The organism is Streptomyces hypolithicus (assembly GCF_052934925.1).
The window spans coordinates 3,997,221-4,011,706 of the sequence record NZ_CM128811.1; the positions used below are offsets into that span (position 1 = coordinate 3,997,221).

14 protein-coding genes are annotated in these 14,486 nt (G+C 68.2%); 1 reads left to right on the forward strand and 13 read right to left on the reverse strand.

Annotation, left to right across the window (positions count from 1 at the left end; genetic code table 11):
• Positions 1-412 precede the first annotated feature (412 nt).
• Complete coding sequence (locus tag ACU6WZ_RS18970; protein ID WP_447029240.1) at positions 413-934, forward strand: universal stress protein; 522 nt, start codon at positions 413-415, stop codon at positions 932-934.
• A 591-nt stretch (positions 935-1,525) separates the two neighbouring features.
• Here ACU6WZ_RS18970 and ACU6WZ_RS18975 read toward each other — a convergent pair.
• The 13 genes from ACU6WZ_RS18975 to ACU6WZ_RS19035 all read right to left on the reverse strand — a co-directional run bounded on the left by ACU6WZ_RS18975 (position 1,526) and on the right by ACU6WZ_RS19035 (position 14,486).
• Entirely contained in the window at positions 1,526-1,696 is a 171-nt protein-coding gene (locus tag ACU6WZ_RS18975; protein ID WP_447029241.1) for a hypothetical protein, read from the reverse strand.
• Between the two features lie 11 nt (positions 1,697-1,707).
• Positions 1,708-2,235 (reverse strand): hypothetical protein, encoded by a 528-nt coding sequence (locus tag ACU6WZ_RS18980; RefSeq protein WP_447029242.1) that lies wholly within the window; start codon positions 2,233-2,235, stop codon positions 1,708-1,710.
• A complete protein-coding gene (locus tag ACU6WZ_RS18985; protein ID WP_447029243.1) occupies positions 2,232-2,471 on the reverse strand; it encodes a hypothetical protein in 240 nt (79 codons plus the stop codon). The genes ACU6WZ_RS18980 and ACU6WZ_RS18985 overlap by 4 nt, the downstream gene beginning before the upstream one ends.
• 539 nt (positions 2,472-3,010) lie before the next feature.
• A complete protein-coding gene (gene glmS / locus ACU6WZ_RS18990) occupies positions 3,011-4,828 on the reverse strand; it encodes a glutamine--fructose-6-phosphate transaminase (isomerizing) (protein ID WP_447029244.1) in 1,818 nt (605 codons plus the stop codon).
• A 48-nt stretch (positions 4,829-4,876) separates the two neighbouring features.
• The gene (locus tag ACU6WZ_RS18995) at positions 4,877-5,158 is read right to left on the reverse strand and encodes a hypothetical protein (RefSeq protein ID WP_447034128.1); all 282 of its coding nucleotides are present in this window, start codon (positions 5,156-5,158) and stop codon (positions 4,877-4,879) included.
• Positions 5,159-5,246: 88 nt separating this feature from the next.
• Positions 5,247-5,438: an SHOCT domain-containing protein gene (locus ACU6WZ_RS19000; RefSeq protein WP_447034129.1), complete on the reverse strand. Its 192-nt coding sequence runs from the start codon at positions 5,436-5,438 to the stop codon at positions 5,247-5,249.
• Positions 5,439-5,776: 338 nt separating this feature from the next.
• A complete protein-coding gene (locus tag ACU6WZ_RS19005) occupies positions 5,777-7,558 on the reverse strand; it encodes an IucA/IucC family protein (RefSeq protein ID WP_447034130.1) in 1,782 nt (593 codons plus the stop codon).
• 56 nt (positions 7,559-7,614) lie between these two features.
• Positions 7,615-8,190 carry a GNAT family N-acetyltransferase gene (locus ACU6WZ_RS19010; RefSeq protein WP_447029245.1) on the reverse strand — a complete coding sequence of 192 codons (576 nt, stop codon included), beginning with the start codon at positions 8,188-8,190 and terminating at the stop codon, positions 7,615-7,617.
• The gene (locus ACU6WZ_RS19015; protein WP_447029247.1) at positions 8,187-9,461 is read right to left on the reverse strand and encodes a lysine N(6)-hydroxylase/L-ornithine N(5)-oxygenase family protein; all 1,275 of its coding nucleotides are present in this window, start codon (positions 9,459-9,461) and stop codon (positions 8,187-8,189) included. Before ACU6WZ_RS19015 ends, ACU6WZ_RS19010 begins: the two co-directional genes overlap by 4 nt.
• Complete coding sequence (locus ACU6WZ_RS19020; RefSeq protein ID WP_447029248.1) at positions 9,445-10,914, reverse strand: pyridoxal phosphate-dependent decarboxylase family protein; 1,470 nt, start codon at positions 10,912-10,914, stop codon at positions 9,445-9,447. Before ACU6WZ_RS19020 ends, ACU6WZ_RS19015 begins: the two co-directional genes overlap by 17 nt.
• Before the next feature lie 159 nt (positions 10,915-11,073).
• Positions 11,074-11,937: a siderophore-interacting protein gene (locus ACU6WZ_RS19025; RefSeq protein ID WP_447029249.1), complete on the reverse strand. Its 864-nt coding sequence runs from the start codon at positions 11,935-11,937 to the stop codon at positions 11,074-11,076.
• Positions 11,938-12,040: 103 nt separating this feature from the next.
• Positions 12,041-13,063 (reverse strand): ABC transporter substrate-binding protein, encoded by a 1,023-nt coding sequence (locus tag ACU6WZ_RS19030; protein ID WP_447029250.1) that lies wholly within the window; start codon positions 13,061-13,063, stop codon positions 12,041-12,043.
• 262 nt (positions 13,064-13,325) lie between these two features.
• Complete coding sequence (locus tag ACU6WZ_RS19035; protein WP_447029251.1) at positions 13,326-14,486, reverse strand: acyl-CoA dehydrogenase family protein; 1,161 nt, start codon at positions 14,484-14,486, stop codon at positions 13,326-13,328.

The following is a 14,486-nucleotide window of genomic DNA, read 5'->3' on the forward strand; positions in this document are numbered from 1 at the left end:
GCTGTGTTTCCTGGTGCGCCCTGGTGTCCCCCGGTGGCCCCGGGGGCTTCGGGTGCGGGCGGAGGCGGTCGAAGCCCCCGGGGCGGCGGGGCTTCTCACGAGCGCGGCGCGCGCCGGGGTACCTGACGGTCGACTCGCGTGCGGAGTCACCGGGAGGAGTGACCCGGTCACTCAGGGCCGTTCACAAGACGCCTGTATGGGGCATCCGGCATTGCTTACGGGCTTCGCTCGGGCATGCTCCCTGCAACGCCGCGTGAGGTGCGGCGGGCTCTGGGCAGGAGAGGAGTTGTCGCCGTACCCTTGGGGGTATGGGCTTGGGAAGAAGATTCCCGGACACAGCTTCACCGCCAATTGCCACCGCATCGCTTTTTGACAGCGTCCCTCCCCAGAGGATTTCTTCGCCGAGACACCCATGGCCGGTCACGAAACCCCCGAACCCGCGGACCGCAAACAGGTCGCCGATCCCCTGGACGACCTCCGAGCGGCGGAACAAACACGCCATTCCTGCGATCCCGCTTTCCAGCATGGCGTGGTCGTCGGCTTCGACGGCTCCACCTCCAGTGAGCGGGCGCTGTCGTACGCCATCGGCATGGCCGTGCGGTCGGGCTCCGGCCTGATCATCGTCCACGTCGCCAACCGGCTGCCGACCACGGTCTGGGCCGGCTGCGAGCCCCCCGTCTTCGTCGACGTACCGGATCACCGCACCGAGGTGCTCGGGCTGGAGCTCGCCTGTGCGGACTATCTGTGCGACGTCCCCTGGATCCTCGTCGAGCGTGGCGGCGACATCTGTCACGAGCTGGAGGAAGTCGGCAAGGAGTACGCGGCCGACGCGATCGTGGTCGGCTCCACGCACGGCATCGTGGGGCGGATCTTCGGCTCGGTGGCGGGCCGGCTGGCCCGGCGCGCGCAACGGCCCGTGATCGTCATTCCCTGATCCGCCGCCCTTCGGCGGCGACCGCCGCGTGCAGGGCGCCCTGGTTCCGCGCCACCAGCCCGGCGGCGGCCAGCCGCGAGGAGGAGCCGAGGAGATCCCACAGACAGGGGTGTGGTCGCGCACTCCCATGTACGCGAGGGCGCTGAAGCCGCCCGGCCGGGGGCGTCGCGCTGATCGGCGGGGACGGCCAGGCCGTGTTCTACCACCCGCCTGCTGGCCGCGCGGGCCGATGGCATCGTCACCGCCGTCACCGACGCCGACATCAAGACCCTGGCCGACCTGGGCTACGTCGGCACCCCGGTCCGCGGTCCCAAGAGCAAGGGACACAACGGCCAAGAGAAACGGGCCAACTCAGCGCGCGCAAAAGCCCGCGCGCCTGTCGCGGGGGCTTTTGCCGCCCTCAAACGCCGTTATGCGTACAGCAGGTCGGTGATGCGGTTCGGGCTGATGCAGACCAGGGCCAGCACAAAGAAAAGGCCCTCTCCACCCCTCGTGGAGAGGACCCCAAGCTGTCGCCCTGGACAGGACATGTATGAGTGGGCGACAGAAGTACTTCAGATTGAGTTCAGCTCGCCGAAGTTGGAGGTCGGACTAACTGCTTGCGTTTTGCCGCTTGTGCATTCGGGCCGCAACCGTAATGGATGCGACAAGAGCTGCCCCCCAGATGGCCAGTTCGATCTGTCCGACTTGAGCGCCGAAGATCAACAAAAAGGCCACGAACAAAACAACGATGAGGATGATTTTACCGACGAGTGAACTCATCTGAGGCTCCCTTAGACGCCGCTGGTGAAGCTAGTCTTCCCCGTGCCCTTGACGGTAGTGTAAGCGTACGGATACATGGTCGCGTAGCAGCCGTACTTCATGACGCAAAGCTCGACCTTCCGCTTCATCTTCGAAGTGGCAGAAGAGGCGGGCGTTGCTGTCTTTGAATTGACGATGAGTCGATTATCGACGTTGACGATATCACTCGCGTTAGTGATGTCATCGTCGCGGAAGCGCCAGGCGCGCACTTTGCCTCCGCCGTAGTTGAACTCCGCCCACGTCTGGTACTTGTAGATGACCGAGCCACTGTAGCTGCGGTGGGTGTGTGTGACGTGGGTCATCTTCCACTTGCCGCCGGTGATGAACGGTGTGATGGTGTTGGGTCCGGCATCTTCGGCGGGGAGGGTTACTTCATCCGGCTTGGGTTCTCCGCTCAAGTGGCTGGGCGGCTTGATTTCCGCCAGCTCCTCGACCGAGAGAGGCTTGCCGTTCATAGGTGAGACGGCCTGGCCGTTCGCGCTGAATTCTGCTTCCTTCATAGAATCTCAGCTGGCTTGGTGGGGTCTTCCACCACCGCTGCGAGCTCCGGAATGGAGCGGATGAGAGCGACATCAGCCTGCGTCCATGTGCCGTTGCCGTGACGCTTCAAAGCTGCCGAAACAGCCTTGTTCGGCGCTACTTCGGCAGCTTGAGCCGTGGGCATCAGCGCAACCATGAGCGCCGATGAGGTCACCACGACACTGGCTGCAGTTCTACGCGCTTCGTCGACGTGCATTGAACAAGATACTTCTCCCCTTGAGTACCGAGCGCGATACAAGCTCCGCTGGATAACCAGCCCAGCGCGGGCTCTCTGATGGTCAGTCAAAGAGTGTCTGCTGCGCGCTGTTTCGTTTCGTGCATGATCAATATAGGGACACTTGCGTGGAGTGGGCACGTCATTTGAGGAAGATATGAGGTTCAGTCGTCCGGGTGTTGTGCAGGCGTCATCCGGCCCGGCCAAATAGCCGAGGACGGTCGAGTGGGAGCCGACTCGTCCGATGCCTGGGCGAGCGGGTAACAGGCCTTCTCGTGCGGCAGGCCGCCTCAGCGCCGATCTGTCGCAGCCCCCAGTTCCGCCCTCGCCGCGGTCATCCCGCCGTCCGGCGCCGCGTCCGTCACCTCGCCCAGCGCCCGCCGCAACTGGACCACCAACCGCAGCCGGATCGCAGGCGCCAAACTCGGACCCCCGTATCAGCAAGGCATACGGCAGGGCGGTCCCCGGGTGGGGACCGCCCCTGTGGTGGTGCTGCGGCTGTGCCTACTCGACGCTTGTGCCTACTCGACGGTCACGGACTTGGCGAGGTTGCGCGGCTTGTCGATGTCACGCCCCATGGCCAAGGCCGTGTGGTAGGCGAAGAGTTGGAGCGGGATGCCCATGAGGATCGGGTCCAGCTCCGTCTCGTTCTTCGGGACCACAATGGTGTGATCGGCCTTTTCCTGCTCGCGGTGCGCGACCGCCAGGATCCGGCCGCTGCGCGCCTTGATCTCCTCCAGCGCCGCGCGGTTCTTCTCCAGCAGGTCGTCGTCGGGCACGATCGCGACCGTCGGCAGCGCCGGCTCGATCAGCGCCAGCGGGCCGTGCTTGAGCTCGGAGGCCGGGTAGGCCTCGGCGTGGATGTAGGAGATCTCCTTCAGTTTGAGGGAGGCCTCCAGCGCCACCGGGTAGCCGCGGACCCGCCCGATGAACATCATCGACTGGGCACCCGCGTACTCCTCGGCGAGCTTCTTGATGTCGTCCTCGCCCTCAAGGATTTCCGCGATCTGCGCGGGCAGCTTGCGCAGGCCGCCGATCAGGCGCTTGCCGTCCGCCACCGACAGGTCGCGGATACGGCCCAGGTGCAGGGCGAGCAGCGCGAAGGCGACGACCGTGTTGGTGAAGCACTTGGTGGAGACCACGCAGACCTCGGGCCCGGCGTGTACGTACATGCCGCCGTCGGCCTCGCGGGCGATCGCCGAGCCGACGACGTTGACCACGCCGAGGACGCGGGCGCCCTTGCGCTTGAGCTCCTGCACGGCGGCGAGCACGTCGTACGTCTCACCGGACTGCGAGACCGCGACGTAGAGGGTGTCCGGGTCCACGACCGGGTTGCGGTAGCGGAACTCGGACGCCGGCTCGGCGTCGGCGGGGATACGGGCCAGCTCCTCGATGAGCTGCGCGCCGATCATGCCCGCGTGGTACGACGTACCGCAGCCGAGGATCTTGACGCGGCGGATGCCGCGCGCCTCGCGGGCGTCCAGGTTCAGGCCGCCCAGGTGCACGGTGGAGAACCGGTCGTCGATGCGGCCGCGCAGCACGCGGTCCACGGCGTCGGCCTGCTCGGAGATCTCCTTGTGCATGTACGTGTCGTGGCCGCCCATGTCGTACGACTCGGCCTCCCACTCCACTGTGGTCGGCGTGGCCGTCGTACGGGAGCCCTCGGTGGTGTACGTACGGAAGTCGTCGGCCTTGAGGGTGGCCATCTCGCCGTCTTCGAGGGTGACGATCTGGCGGGTGTGGGAGACGAGCGCCGCGATGTCGGAGGCGACGAACATCTCCTTCTCGCCGATGCCGAGGACGACCGGGGAGCCGTTGCGGGCGACCACGATGCGGTCCGAGAAGTCGGCGTGCATGACCGCGACGCCGTACGTGCCCTCGACGTGGCGCAGCGCCTCGCGGACCTTCTCCTCCAGCGTCTCGGCCTGGGAGCGGGCCACGAGGTGGACCAGGACCTCTGTGTCGGTCTCGGAGAGGAACTCGACGCCGTCGGCGACCAGCTTGGCGCGCAGCTCGGTGGCATTGTCGATGATGCCGTTGTGGACGACGGCGACCTTGCTCTCGGCGTCCAGGTGCGGGTGGGCGTTCTCGTCGCTCGGCGCGCCGTGGGTGGCCCAGCGGGTGTGGGCGATGCCGGTGGTGCCGGCGAACCGCTTGGGCACCTTGGCCTCCAGGTCGCGGACGCGGCCCTTGGCCTTGACCATCTTCAGGCCGCTCGACTTGGGGCTCGTGATGACGATGCCCGCCGAGTCGTAGCCGCGGTACTCCAGCCGCTGCAGGCCTTCCAGCAGCAACGGGGCGACGTCACGCTTGCCGATGTAACCGACGATTCCGCACATAAAGTCTCTGTCCCTCGAGTCGTAGCGTGTGTGCTCAGCCGTGTGTGCTCAGCCGTAGACGATGCGGCGCAGCTGGCGGAGCGTGAGCTCCGGCGGCGCCACGGCGCGGTGCGGCAGCTCGGCCGCGATCCGCTCGAAGATCTCCGCGTTCACCAGGCCGCGCGACTGCAGCTCACGGTGGCGGCGGCGCACGAAATCCTCGGCCGTCTCGTCGAAGTACGCCAGCACGTCGAGCACCACCCGGGCGGCTTCACCGCGCGGGAGCGCGGTGCTGCGGACCAGATGGTCGACGAGGTCGTCGTACGGCGACGACGGGCGGCGTTCCAGCACCCGGTAGATACTGCGTGGGATTCGGGTCGTACGCAAGAAATCTGCCCGTAATCGGGCAGGATTTCAACCGTAGAAACGAAAGTCCAGGTCAGAGACGCTTGGGGATGGCCTGCTTGGCGGCGCTGAACTCGTCGTCGTCCAGGATTCCGTCGTCCCGGAGCGCGCCGAGTTCCCGCAGTCTGCGCAGCAGCGCGTCGTGGTCGTCACCGCCGGCCGCTGGGGCGGGGGCCGGGGCCGGGGCTGGGGACGGGACACGTACAAGGTGCGGCTGGCGGCCCAGGGGCCCCGGCTGTCGGCCCTGGGGATCGACTACCACCGGTCGGCGAAGGTGCCCTGGCCGAAGGGCTAGGGGGTGTCTGATCAAGTCCCCGCGGCGTCGCGGCGTCCGGCACGCACGCTCGCAGCGTTGCCGAAAAGCCCTGGTAGCTCCGCTACGAGGACTGTCCGGCGCCTTGCGATCGCACGCACCGGACGCCGCTCCTTGACCCACGGGGAATTGTCAGACACCCCCTAGGAGGCGGTCGGCGCGGTCGGTGCGGCCGGTGCCGGCGGTGGCGGCGGTGCCGGCGGGCGCCGTGAGGGCCTTGGACACGGGCGCCCGCCCGCGAGTGCGGCTGGTCAGGCGCGTGCGTAGCGCGCGATCGGGTTGGTGAGGGTGCCGACGAGCTGGAGCGCGCCCGCCGGGTCCTGGAGGTCGACCATCTGCTTGTTGTTGCGCAGCTGGAGCCGGTTGAGGCAGGACAGCGAGAACTCGGGCGCGAACATGTCGTACTGCTTGAACTTGTCCGCGAGCTGAGGCGTGGCCTCCTGGTACTCGGCCACACAGTCGGCGACCGCCTGCCAGAAGGTCGCCTCGTCGAGGACGCCGTCGGTGACGAGCGTCGCGCCGAGGAAGCGGAAGAAGCAGTCGAAGACGTCGGTGAAGATCGACAGCAGTTTCATGTCCTCCGGCACGTCCGCCCGGATGCGTTCGACGGCCGGCGGCAGCACCGCGTCCGCGTCCATCACGGCGATCTCCTCCGCGATGTCCTTGAAGACCGCCCGGGTGACGACACCGTCCTCCAGGGCGAGGATGACGTTCTCGCCGTGCGGCATGAAGACCAGGTCGTACGCGTAGAAGCTGTGCAGCAGCGGCGTCAGGTACGCGTCGAGGTAGCCCCGCAGCCAGTGCGCGGGTTCGAGGCCCGATTCGGCGATCAGGGCGCCGGCGAAGGAGTTGCCTTCGTGGTCGGTGTGCAGCAGCGACGCCATGGTGGCGAGGCGCTCGCCGGGCGCCAGGGACGGCACGGGGCTCTCGCGCCAGAGGGCGGCGAGCATTTTGAGGTACGGGGAACCCTTGGCGGTGGCCGCCTCGTACTGACGGTGGTGGTAGCCGATGGCCGCTCGCTCGCGGATGATCGTCAGGCCGGTCGCCCGGAAGGTCTCGTCGCTCGCGATCAGTCCGGCCAGCCAGTCGTTGATGGCGGGCGTGGCCTCCATGTAGGTGGCGGAGAGCCCGCGCATGAAGCCCATGTTGATGACCGACAGGGCCGTCTTGACGTAGTGCTTGGCCGGGTCGCTGGTGTTGAAGAAGGTACGTATCGACTGCTGCGCGAGGTAGCGGTCGTCGCCGGCCCCCAGGCAGACGAGGCGGCGCTGGGCGACCTCGGCGGCGAAGGTGACGGACAGCTTGTTCCACCACTGCCAGGGGTGCACCGGGATCAGGTAGTAGTCGGCCAGGTCCAGGCCGAGCCCGGTCAGGGTGGCCGCGAACCGGTCGATGACCGCGTCGCCCAGCTCCTCGCGTACGAAGCTCTCGTAGTCGAGCCCGGCGCCGGCGGTGAACGTGGCGTGGTCGCGGCGGGCGGCCAGCCAGATCAGCCGGACGGGGGTGGCGGCCTCGGGGGCGTACGCCCGGTACTCGTCGACGCCGAAGCCAAGGCGGCCGTTGTTGGCGACGAAGCAGGGGTGGCCCTCGGTCATGCCGGTCTCGACGGCCTGGAAACCGGCGCGGGTTAGGGCGGCGGCGGTGACGGGCGGCTTGGTCAGTTTGTACGCCGTACCGGAGAGGGTGGAGCTGATCTCCTCCAGGTAGACGGGCAGGATCTCCGCGCTCAGGCCGAGCGCGCCGCGTAGCTCGATGAAGAACTCGAGGGCGTCGAGGGGGATTTCGGAGCCGTGGCGGTGGCGGCTGATGGACTCGGCGAAGACCTGCCAGTGGTCGAGCGCGTGGCGGCGGGCGGCGAAGCGGTACTCGGTGGCGCCGTCGTCGCTGAGGACCCGATACCGGTCGTCGCCCAGCGGCTCGGGGCTCAGCAGGCGTTCGTGCGAGAACTCGGCGAGCGCCTTGCGGACGAGAAGACGGCCGGCCTCGGCCCAGCGCTCGGGGGAGAGGTGGGAGACGGCTTCGGCGGCGGCCATCTCTGCTGCGTTCGCCTCTGTGGTGTTCGCTTCGGCGGCGCTGGCTTCGGCGGCGGTCACAGGGCGGCTCCCAGGGCTGCGGTGAACTGCTCGCGCGTGCAGACGCTGAGATACGCGTCCTTCTCCGGCTTGGCGATCTTCTCCACGATCTCGAAGCCGACGGCCTCGTTGAGGCGGTGGACGGCGTCATTGCGTACGTCGGGCTCGACGACCACGCGCCGGGTCGCCGGGTCCGCGAACAGCTCCCGCATCACGGCGGTGATCACGGAGCGGGTGAAACCGTGCACGGGCGTGTCGGTCGGCGCGACCAGGAAGTGCATGCCGACATCGCCGGGCTCGGGGTCGTACAGCCCGACCAGCTCGACGTGGGCCGGGTCGTAACGCTCCATGAGGAAGGCCGGCTCGCCCTCGTACAGCCCGATGAAGGCGTCGTGGTGATCGGCCGCGGCGATCGCCATGTACTCGCGCTCGACGTCGGGCAGCGTCGCCTCCTGCATCAGCCAGAACGCGGCCTTGGGGTGCGTGACCCAGCCGTGCACCAGCTCGGCGTCGGCGAACGGGTCGAGGGGACGGACCGTGAAGGCGTTGCTGCTCGTGCTGCCTGCGCTGTTCGTGTTGCCGGTGCTGCTCATATTGCGAACTCCTGGAAAGCGATGGCCTTTTCGACCGGGTAGTACTCGGCGCCCAGCAGCTCACCGATGATGTACGCGTTGCGGTACGCGCCCATGCCCAGGTCGGGCGAGGTGATGCTGTGGGTGTGGACGGCGGCGTTCTGGACGAAGACGCCCCGGCCGGTGATGTCGATGCTGTAGTTGCGGGCCACGTCGTAGCGGCCCTGTCCGTCCCATCGGATCCGGTCGCTCACACTCTCCAGGAAGGCGGGTGTGCGGTAGCGGTAGCCGGTGGCGAGAATCAGGCCCTCGGTGGTCAGCTCGAAGTCCTTGCCCTGCTCGTCCTGGTGCAGTCCGAGGGTATACGTCGCGCTGCCCGCGTCGTAACGCGCGGTGTTGAGCGAGGAGTTCGTGATGAGCCTGGTGGAGACCGGGCCCTTGAGGTTCTTCTGGTAGAGCAGGTCGAAGATGGAGTCGATCAGCTCGGAGTCGATGCCCTTGAAGAGGTTCTTCTGCTGGGACTCCAGGCGGTAGCGGGTCGCCTCGGGGAGCGCGTGGAAGTAGTCGACGTACTCCGGAGAGGTCATCTCCAGCGTGAGCTTGGTGTACTCCAGCGGGAAGAAGCGCGGCGAGCGGGTGACCCAGTTGAGCCGGTAGCCGTGTACGTCGATCTCCGAGAGGAGGTCGTAGTAGATCTCCGCGGCGCTCTGCCCGCTGCCGACCAGAGTGATCGACTCCTTGGCCTGGAGCGCTTCCTTGCTCGTCAGGTAGCGGGAGTTGTGGATCAGGTCGCCGCCGATTCCCTGGCAGGCCGCCGGGATGTACGGCGGTGTTCCGGTGCCGAGGACCAGGTGGCGGGCGTGGTGCACCGCGTCCTGGGTGCGTACCTCGTACAGCTCGGCCACGGCGTCGTACGTGACGGAGGCGACGCTCTGGTTGAAGCGGACGTTGCTGAGCTTCGCGGCGGCCCAGCGGCAGTAGTCGTTGTACTCGGTCCGCAGCGGATAGAAGTTCTCACGGATGTAGAAGGCGTAGAGCCGCCCGGACTCCTTCAGGTAGTTGAGGAAGGAGTACGGCGAGGTCGGGTCGGCCATGGTGACCAGGTCCGACATGAACGGCGTCTGGAGGTGGGCGCCTTCGAGGAACATGCCCGAGTGCCACTCGAAGTCCGGCTTCGCCTCCAGGAAGAGACCGCTCAGCTCGTCGATCGGCTCGGTCAGGCAGGCCAGACCGAGGTTGAACGGACCGAGCCCGATACCGATGAAGTCGTACGGCTCACGAGGCGTGGACAAGAGACTCTCCCAGGTACTGCTCGGCGTGGCCGGCGATGAGGTCGAGGACAGCCGCGATGTCGGTCAGCGTCGTCTCGGGATTGAGCAGGGTGAACTTCAGGTAGTGCTTGCCGCCGACCTTGGTCCCGGCCACCACGGCGTCACCGGAGGCGAACAGCGCCTTGCGGGCGTAGAGGTTGGCCCGGTCGATCACGGCGGGGCTGGTGGCGTCGGCCGGGATGTAGCGGAAGACGAGCGTGGAGAGCGTGGGCGCGGTGACCACGTCATAGCGCGGGTCGCCGGCGAGCAGCTGCCAGCCGTCGGCGGCGAGGTCGCACACCTCGTCGAAGAGCTCCCCGACGCCGTCGGCGCCCATGGTCCGCAGGGTCATCCACAGCTTGAGCGCGTCGAAGCGGCGGGTGGTCTGGAGGGACTTGTCGACCTGGTTGGGGATGCGCTCCTCGGCCATCCGGCGCGGGTTCAGGTATTCGGCGTGGTACGTCGCGTGGCGCAGCGTGGCGCCGTCGCGGACCAGCAGGGCGCTCGAACTCACCGGCTGGAAGAAGGACTTGTGGTAGTCCACGGTCACGGAGTCGGCGTGCTCGACGCCGTCCAGGAGGTGGCGGCGGGTGCGGGAGGCGAGCAGGCCGCAGCCGTACGCAGCGTCGACGTGCATCCAGACGCCGTAGAGCTCGCACAGCTCGGCGATCTCGGGGAGCGGGTCGATGGAGCCGAAGTCGGTGGTGCCGGCGGTGGCGACGACGGCCATCGGGACCAGGCCCTCGCTCTGGCAGCGGGCCAGCTCACGGGCGAGGGCCACGGTCTGCATGCGCTTGTCGTGGTCGCAGGGGATCGACACGACGGCCTCGGGGCCCAGGCCGAGGAGTTTCGCGGACTTCTGGACGCTGAAGTGGCCGCACTCGGAGGCGAAGATCCGCAGTTGGGCGGTGTTCTCGGCCTTGGCCTCCTCGCGGGCCAGCAGCAGTGCCTGGAGGTTGGACTGGGAGCCACCGCTGGTGAAGACGCCGTCGGCGGGCGTGGTGTTCACGGTGGTGGTGCTGCTGGTGCTGAAGCCGATGCGGCCGGCCGTCCAGTCGATGAGGCGGCGCTCGATGAGGGTGGCGCCCGCGCTCTGGTCCCAGGTGTCCAGGGAGGAGTTGACGGCGGAGAGGACGGCCTCGGCGGCGACGGCCGGTATGACGACCGGGCAGTTGAGGTGCGCGAGATAGCGCGGGTGGTGGAAGTAGACGGCGTCCCGCAGATAGACGGATTCCAGCTCGTCCAGGGCGGCGGCGGTGTCGCCGAGCGGCCGGTCGAGGTCGATCGCGTCGAATCTGGGGGCGAGCTGCTCGGGGGTGATCCCGGTGAAGGGCCTTCTCGTCGCGGCGAGTTTGTCCGCCACCCGCTCGACCGCTGCTGTGGCGGTCCGGCGGTACCGCTCGGCGGTGGTGTCATTGAGCAGGTGTGAGCGCATGAACTGTCCTCCCGGGTACGGGAATTCATCACGCCTCAGGACAGGAGAGGGGGCGAGGGCGCGATGCATAAGTAAGGTTAGCCTAACCTAACTTATGTTCGGGATGAACCCTCGCCCCCCCACGGAGCACGGCTGTTCGGCGCTTTTGGCCGGTTCTCGCTACGCCTCGTCCTCGTCCGCCCGCTCGCGCAGCTGCTCTTCGCTCAGCCCGCGCCGCCAGTAGCCGACGAATGTGACGCGCCTGCGGTCGAACCTCCGCTCCTGGACGAGGTGGCGGCGCAGGGCCTTCACGCTCGACGACTCACCGGCGATCCAGGCGTACGGCGTGCCCTCGGGCAACTCCGCCGCCGGCACGGCCCGTACGGCGTCGAGCGCGCTCGGCGCGCCCTGGGCCCGTACCAGCCACGTGATGTCCGCGTCGGCGGCGGTGGTGAGGGCCAGCCGGTCGTCGGGGTGCTCGACCTCGATCCACACCTTCGCCCTGGTCCCGGCAGGCAGCCACTCCAGGGCCGCCGCGGCGGCGGGCAGTGCCGTTTCGTCGGCCCACATCAGGACCCAGTCGGTGTCCTCGGGCGGACGGAAACGCACGGCGGTGTTGTCCTCGACGGCCGGACCGAGGACCACGACCCGGTCGCCGGGAGCCGCCCCGCCCGCCCAGCGGCAGGCAGGGCCGCCGTCCTCGTGGAGCGCGAAGTCGATGTCGACCTCGCTCGCCCCGTCGTCACCCCGGCGCTGCTGGCGCACGGTGTACGAGCGCATGACGGCCCGTACGTCGTCGGGCAGCGCCCGGTACGCGGCGAACCAGTCGGGCGCGGTCTCCGGCGGCAGCACCGGCTCCGGCTGCCCGGGGTGCGGCAGGAAGAGCGACAGGCTCTGGTCCCGGCCCCCGGAGGCGAAGCCCAGCAGGTCCTCGCCTCCGAAGGTCACCCTGACCAGAGACGTGCTGAGCCGCCGCGTCCGAACGACCGTCAGGCCGAAGAAGCGGAACGGGACGGTGGTGGGTTCGGCGGCTGTCGCGGTCACGCGGGGCCTCCTGGCCGTGATGGGCTGGTGGAAGGGCTGTGCCGGGGGTGGGACGGCTGGGCCTGGGGCTCGGGCCGCTGGGCTCGGGGCGGCTGGGCCTGGGTCAGGCGACCTTCTTGGCCTTCTCGATGGCCTCGGCGAGCTCTTCGAGGATCGGCGCGCACTTGTCGTAGGAGTAGATCGGCTCCGTGGTGCGCGGGGTGATCTGGCCGGCCTTGACGGCGGGCAGCCGCTTCCAGGTCGGCTTGTCCTTGAGGTCGGCCGGCTGGAGGGTGCCGGTCCGGTTGTCCATCATGATGATGTCGGCCTGGTACTTGTCGACGTTCTCCCAGCTGAGGCTCTCGAAGAAGCCGGCCGCGTCGACCTTCGGCTCGACGAACTTCACGCCCAACTCCTGGAAGTAGAGCGTGTCCGCGGACATCTTGGCGAGCGAGACGTAGAAGATGTCGGGGCTCGCGGAGCCGATCATGACCTTGACCTTCGGGTTGGCCTTGGCGGCCTGGCGCAGGCGCTCGGCGGCCTTCTCGAAGCGGGCCTTGTCTTCGGTGACCTTCTTGGTCGAGATGTCGGCGCCGAGGGACTTCGCGAGGTCGGCGTGGCGCTGGATCGCCTTGGGGATCGTGGTCTGCGCGGCCCACAGGGCGACGGTCGGGGCGACCTTGACGATCTTGGCGCTGGACGCCTCCGGCACGTACCAGAGCTTGTCCTTCTCCCACATCGCCGTGATCAGCACGTCGGGGTCGAGGGCGACGTAGGCCTCGACGTTGAACTTGTCGTAGACGTTGCCGAGGATCTTGACCTTGTTGACGTCCAGGTCACCGGCCTGCACGTCGGCCTTGCCGTCAGCGGTCTTGGTCGGGCCGAACACACCCTTGACCTCGACGCCGAAGTCGTGGAGCGCGGCGGCGGTTCCGGTGAAGGCGACGATGTTCTTGGGGGTGGCAGGGGTCTTGACCAGCTTGCCGCGGTCGTCCTTGAAGGACCACGGGCCCGACTTCCCGGCCGACTTCTCCTCGCTCTTCGCGGAGGTGTCGCCGCAGGCGGTCAGGGCGGCGCCGATGCCGATGGCGCCGCCCACGGCCAGCAGGCTGCGGCGGGAGAGGTGGGAAGCTCGGGCGTGAGGCATGACGGTGTCTGCTTTCGTACGTGCGGCTGAGACCACCACGGGACAAGTCGAGGATAGGTTAGCCTAACCTCACACGAAGTCCAGAGGATGGTCGCCGCGCAGAGCGCCGTGCGCACGCCCGGCGGAAGCCCGGCAGGCCCCCGGCGGATGGCCAACAGGCGCGCGCCCACAGGGGTGCAGGCCCCCGCTGGCCCACGGCAGGCGCCCCGCCTCGCTGGGCGCCGGTCCGGTTCTAGCCCGTTCTAGCCCTTTCCGGTCCGTTCTAGTCCGTCAGCCCGAGTTCACGAGCGATCAGCATGCGCTGCACCTCACTTGTGCCCTCGCCGATCTCCAGGATCTTGGAGTCGCGCCACATCCTCGCCACCGGGTACTCGTTCATGAAGCCGTAACCGCCGTGGATCTGGGTGGCCTCGCGGGCGTTGTCGACCGCGACCGTGGAGGAGTAGAGCTTCGCGACGGCGGCCTCCTTCTTGAACGGCTCGCCCTGAACCAGGCGTGACGCCGCGTCGCGCCAGCCGATGCGGGCCATGTGGGCCCGCATCTCCATGTCGGCGATCTTGAACTGGATGGCCTGGTTCGAGCCGATGGGCCGGCCGAAGGTGTGCCGCTCCTTCGCGTACGCCACCGACTCGTCGACGCAGCCCTGGGCCAGACCCGTCGCGAGCGCCGAGATGGCGACGCGGCCCTCGTCGAGGATGCGCAGGAACTGGGCGTACCCGCGCCCTTCTTCGCCGAGCAGATTGCCGACCGGCACTCGCACGTCGGAGAAGGACAGCTCGCGGGTGTCCGACGCGTTCCAGCCGACCTTGGAGTACGGGGCGGCGACGGTGAAGCCCGGAGTGCCGGAGGGGACGATGATCGCGGAGATCTGCGGCTTGCCGTCGGGCTTGCGGCCGGTCACGGCGGTGACCGTGACCAGGCCGGTGATGTCCGTACCGGAGTTGGTGATGAAGCACTTGGAGCCGTTGATCACCCAATCGTCGCCGTCGCGGACCGCCGTGGTGCGGGTCCCGCCGGCGTCCGAGCCGCAGTCCGGCTCGGTCAGGCCGAAAGCGCCCAGCAGTTCGCCCGCGCACAGGCGCGGCAGCCACTCCCGCTTCTGCTCCTCCGTGCCGAAGCGGAAGATGGGCATCGCGCCGAGCGAGACCCCCGCTTCCAGGGTGATCGCGACCGACGAGTCGACGCGGGCGAGCTCTTCGAGGGCGATGCCGAGGGCGAGGTAGTCGCCGCCCATGCCGCCGTACTCCTCGGGGAACGGCAGGCCGAAGAGGCCCATCCGGCCCATCTCGCGGACGATCTCGTACGGGAACTCGTGGCGCTCGTACAGGTCGCCGATCTTGGGGGCGACGACGTCGTGGGCGAACTCCTCGACCGTACGGCGGAGTTCTTCGTGTTCGGCTGTCAGACGGTGGTCGAGGGACAT

Coding starts and splice junctions, on each gene's coding strand:
- ACU6WZ_RS18970 (WP_447029240.1), top strand. CDS start 413: ATGGCCGGTCACGAAACCCCCGAACCCGCGGACCGCAAACAGGTCGCC.
- ACU6WZ_RS18975 (WP_447029241.1), bottom strand. CDS start 1,696: ATGAGTTCACTCGTCGGTAAAATCATCCTCATCGTTGTTTTGTTCGTG.
- ACU6WZ_RS18980 (WP_447029242.1), bottom strand. CDS start 2,235: ATGAAGGAAGCAGAATTCAGCGCGAACGGCCAGGCCGTCTCACCTATG.
- ACU6WZ_RS18985 (WP_447029243.1), bottom strand. CDS start 2,471: ATGCACGTCGACGAAGCGCGTAGAACTGCAGCCAGTGTCGTGGTGACC.
- glmS (WP_447029244.1), bottom strand. CDS start 4,828: ATGTGCGGAATCGTCGGTTACATCGGCAAGCGTGACGTCGCCCCGTTG.
- ACU6WZ_RS19005 (WP_447034130.1), bottom strand. CDS start 7,558: ATGGCCGCCGCCGAAGCCGTCTCCCACCTCTCCCCCGAGCGCTGGGCC.
- ACU6WZ_RS19010 (WP_447029245.1), bottom strand. CDS start 8,190: ATGAGCAGCACCGGCAACACGAACAGCGCAGGCAGCACGAGCAGCAAC.
- ACU6WZ_RS19020 (WP_447029248.1), bottom strand. CDS start 10,914: ATGCGCTCACACCTGCTCAATGACACCACCGCCGAGCGGTACCGCCGG.
- ACU6WZ_RS19030 (WP_447029250.1), bottom strand. CDS start 13,063: ATGCCTCACGCCCGAGCTTCCCACCTCTCCCGCCGCAGCCTGCTGGCC.
- ACU6WZ_RS19035 (WP_447029251.1), bottom strand. CDS start 14,486: ATGTCCCTCGACCACCGTCTGACAGCCGAACACGAAGAACTCCGCCGT.